Consider the following 3682-nt stretch of genomic DNA (forward strand, 5'->3'; position numbering starts at 1 on the left):
CCGATCCGCCCGGCGCCAGACCCGGCGGATCTTCAGCGCCGCGCGGGGCGTCGCGCCGTCGCCCTCGCGCTTGTCGACGACGATGCCGGCCGGCCCGAGCGCGCACGGGAGATGAAGGCCGCCGGCGATGAGCCGGCCCCGGGCGCGATCGCCTGTGAGCGCCCGGACGAACACGGCGCGGAACGGCTTCGGCATGCTGACATCCAAATCAGAAACGTGTGATCCTACAGTTTGCGGGCGGCTTTTAAGGTCTCGCCGCCTTGCCGAGCGTGGGGGCCGTGCACTAGTTCACCCCCAGGAATGACAATGCGGCGTCCGCAGCCGGAGATGACTCGTAAATGGCCACCAAGCGCAAGATTCTCGTCGTCGACGATGACACCGACCTCCGGGAGGAACTCGCCGAGCAGCTCAATCTGCACGACGAGTTCGAAGCCGACACGGCGGCCGTCGCGACCGAGGGCATCGCGAAGGCCCGCGGCGACCACATCGACCTCGTGCTGATGGACGTGGGCCTGCCCGACATCGATGGCCGCGAGGCGGTGAAGATGATGCGCCGGGACGGCTTCCGCGGTCCGGTGATCATGCTGACCGGTCAGGATTCCGACGCCGACCAGATCCTCGGCCTCGAGGCGGGCGCCAACGACTATGTGTCGAAGCCGGTGCGCTTCGCGGTGCTGCTCGCCCGCATCCGCGCCCAGCTCCGCAGCCACGAGGCGAGCGAGGACGCCGTGTTCGCGGTCGGTCCCTACACGTTCAAGCCGGGCGCCAAGATGCTGGTGACCGACAAGAACGCCAAGATCCGCCTGACCGAGAAGGAGACCGCGATCCTGCGCTTCCTCTACCGGGCGGGCTCCTCGGTGGTCGGGCGCGAAACGCTTCTTCAGGAAGTGTGGGGCTACAATTCGGGCGTGACGACTCACACGCTGGAAACGCATGTCTATCGGCTACGGCAGAAGATCGAGGCCGATCCGTCCAACGCGCGTCTGCTCGTCACGGAGGCCGGTGGCTACAAGCTCGTGCCCTGAGGGGTAGCGTGCGTGACGACATGCGGGGAGCGGCTTGGCGCTTGAGGACGACATTCGCACGCTGAGCCGCGCGCCGGTGCTGGACGCGCTCGGCCACGACGCCCTGCGCCTGATCGCCTTCTCCGCCGACCGCCAGACGCTTCGCGACGGACAGACGCTGTTCCGGGAGGGCCAGCGCGCCGACGGCGGCTATGTGGTGATGTCGGGCGCGATCGACCTGTTCCGGGGCAAGCCGGAGGACGGCCGCGGCCGGCGGGTGGAGGCCGGCGCGCTGATCGGCGAGATGGCGCTCATCACCGAGCTGAAGCGGCCCGCGACGGCGGTGGCGGCCGGCGCGGCGAACGTGCTGCGCATCGCGCGCCCGCTGTTCCTGCGCCTGTTCGACGAGTATCCGGCGCTTGCGGAGACGCTGCGCCAGCGGCTCGCCGAGCGCGTCGCGGCCGACATGGCCGACCTCCGCCGCATCGAGGCCCGGCTGCGGCGCTGAGGCGCCGGTCGGAAAACCGCCTCAACCGTCATGCCCTACGCATACCGTCATGCCCGGCGCATGCCGGGCATCCACGACTGTTCGCTGGGTGCAAACGTAGATGGCCAAATCGTGGATGCCCGAGACAAGCTCGGGCATGACGAGCGGTGCGATGGCGTGGCCCCAGCCCACTTAATATGGACGCTGAAGCTCACCCCTCCGCCGGCAGCGCCGGCGCGGCGAGGAAGTCGCCCTGGAGATAGGTCGCGCCCCAGTCGGTGAGCAGGTCGGCGACCTCCCTGGTCTCCACCTGCTCGGCCACGGTCTCGAAGCCGAGCTCCCGCGACAGCGCCAGCAGCGCCCGCACGAAGGCGCCGCTGTCGGTCGGGCCCGCCAGGTCCTTCACGAAAGACCCGTCGATCTTCACCAGATCGATCGCAAGCTCCTTCAGCGCCTTGAACGAGGTGTGACCGGTGCCGAAGTCGTCGATCGCCACCTTCACACCGCGCTCCCGCAGGCCGTCGACGAAGCCGGCGGTGACCGACAGGTCGGCGATGGCGACCGTCTCGGTGATCTCCACCATCAGCCGTTCGGCCAGATCCGGACGAAGCGTAAGCCACGAGGTCAGCGCGTCCATCCAGGCCACGTCGCTGGTGGTGGAGGCCGAGATGTTCACCGCGACCCGGGCGCCCGGCGTCGTCGCCAGATGGCGGATGGCGAGATCGAGCACCCGGTGGTCGAGCGCGTGGACGATGCCCACCTCCTCCGCCGCCTGCACCAGCGGCCCGCCGGACACCACCTTGCCGTCGGCGGTGCGCACGCGCACCAGCGCCTCGCTCCAGCACACCTCGCGGGTGGCGGCGCGCAGCACGGGCTGGAAGGCGAGCGTGAGCCGGCGGGCGTTGATCGCCTGCATCAGCTCGTCCGCGAGCCGCACGTTGCTGCGCCGCGCCTCCTCCCGCTCGGGATCGGGGGCGTAGATGTGGCACGCGGACACCGCGCCGACCGCACGGGACAGCGCGGTGCGGCTCCGGTCCACCAGCTCCTTCACGTCGCGGGCGTGCCGCGGCGCCACCACGCCGCCAACGGCGATCCGCACCGAGACCGGGCCGAACTCGGTCGTGAGCGGCTCCTCGTTGACGGCGGCGACGAAGCGCCGGGCGGCCACCTGCAGGTCCGGCCCGTCGCATTCCTGCAGCACGAGGCCGAAGGTGGAGGTGGAGAAGCGGCCGAGCGAATCGCCGCCGCGCATGACGCCGCGCAGCCGGCGCGCCACCTCCATCACCGCCCGGTCGCCGAGCGCGAAACCATAGGCGTCGTTGATCGCGCCGAGATTGCTGAGCGCCACCAGCGCGAAGGCGGAGGGCGTCTGCATCCGCGCGCCGGCCTGAAGCGCGGCCTCGGCGATCTCCAGCAGGCGCGGCCGGGCGATCTGGCCGGTCAGCGGGTCGAATCGCGCCGCGATCGCGAGCTGCTCCGCCCGCTCGTGATGGGCGCCGAGCAGCCGCACCACGCCCGCCACCTGCGCCGGGCGTCCATCGTCGCCCGCATACCAGCGGCCGCGGTCCTGCACCCAGAGCCGGCGCGCCCGGCCGCCGCGGCGGATGGCGTACTCCACCTCGAACGGCGCGCCCTCGCCCGCATCCGGGGCGGAGGCGCCGAACACGGCCGAGCGGCGGGTCGCCAGCGCCTCGGGATCGATCAGGGCGTCGTAGCGGGTGGCGGTGTCGATGGGGAATCGGTCGGTCAGGCCGAGAAGCTCGGCGGCGTTCGCGGTCCAGATCAGGCTGTCCGACGCCACGTCCCAGACATAGGCCGCCTCGCCCACGGCGCGCAGCACGTCCAGAACGGGCGGGGCCGCCGGTTCGTCCGGGGCCGGGGAGAAGAGCGGCATGCGGCCTCGGGGTCCGAGCGTATCGGGGCGAGCGGGAACGAATCGCGGGCGCTGGACTTTAGCGAATCCATCCGTACTTTCCTTAGTGGAAATCTGGACGGAACCTATGGTTAAGATTTGGTTGATGTTTCACGGATCGCGGCTGACCCGTTGAGAGCAAGGGCCGCCCTGAGGAGGGAGAGGACGCAATGTTTCTGATTTCCGGTCCGATCCCGGCCTCCGCGCCCGCCCGCGCCCGCCGGGCCGCCGATGCGCCCGCCTCAGAAGCTCCGCGCGCGGAAGCCGCGCGCCCCGCCG

General features: G+C 70.8%; 3 protein-coding genes and 1 pseudogene. 2 read left to right on the forward strand and 2 right to left on the reverse strand.

The annotated features are described in order from the left end of the window. A pseudogene (locus ACFQ4O_RS16085) lies at nucleotides 1–195 on the reverse strand (L,D-transpeptidase family protein); the annotation flags it as partial. Between the two features lie 143 nt (nucleotides 196–338). Between ACFQ4O_RS16085 and ACFQ4O_RS16090 the strand changes: the two are divergent. Beyond that, nucleotides 339–1025 (forward strand): response regulator transcription factor, encoded by a 687-nt coding sequence (locus tag ACFQ4O_RS16090; RefSeq protein ID WP_378777148.1) that lies wholly within the window; start codon nucleotides 339–341, stop codon nucleotides 1023–1025. A gap of 34 nt (nucleotides 1026–1059) precedes the next feature. Then, on the forward strand, nucleotides 1060–1512 hold the full coding sequence (locus tag ACFQ4O_RS16095) for a cyclic nucleotide-binding domain-containing protein (RefSeq protein WP_378777150.1): 453 nt from the start codon (nucleotides 1060–1062) through the stop codon (nucleotides 1510–1512). A gap of 190 nt (nucleotides 1513–1702) precedes the next feature. On the opposite strand, the gene ACFQ4O_RS16100 is transcribed toward ACFQ4O_RS16095, so the two are convergent. After that, nucleotides 1703–3385: an EAL domain-containing protein gene (locus tag ACFQ4O_RS16100; RefSeq protein ID WP_378777152.1), complete on the reverse strand. Its 1683-nt coding sequence runs from the start codon at nucleotides 3383–3385 to the stop codon at nucleotides 1703–1705. Nucleotides 3386–3682 lie beyond the last annotated feature (297 nt).

The sequence above is a fragment of the Methylopila musalis genome, from assembly GCF_042679725.1.
Taxonomy (GTDB): domain Bacteria; phylum Pseudomonadota; class Alphaproteobacteria; order Rhizobiales; family Methylopilaceae; genus Methylopila; species Methylopila musalis.

Bases quoted from the DNA above. Each gene is read 5' to 3' on its own strand.
- ACFQ4O_RS16090 (WP_378777148.1), top strand. From the start codon at position 339: ATGGCCACCAAGCGCAAGATTCTCGTCGTCGACGATGACACCGACCTC.
- ACFQ4O_RS16100 (WP_378777152.1), bottom strand. From the start codon at position 3,385: ATGCCGCTCTTCTCCCCGGCCCCGGACGAACCGGCGGCCCCGCCCGTT.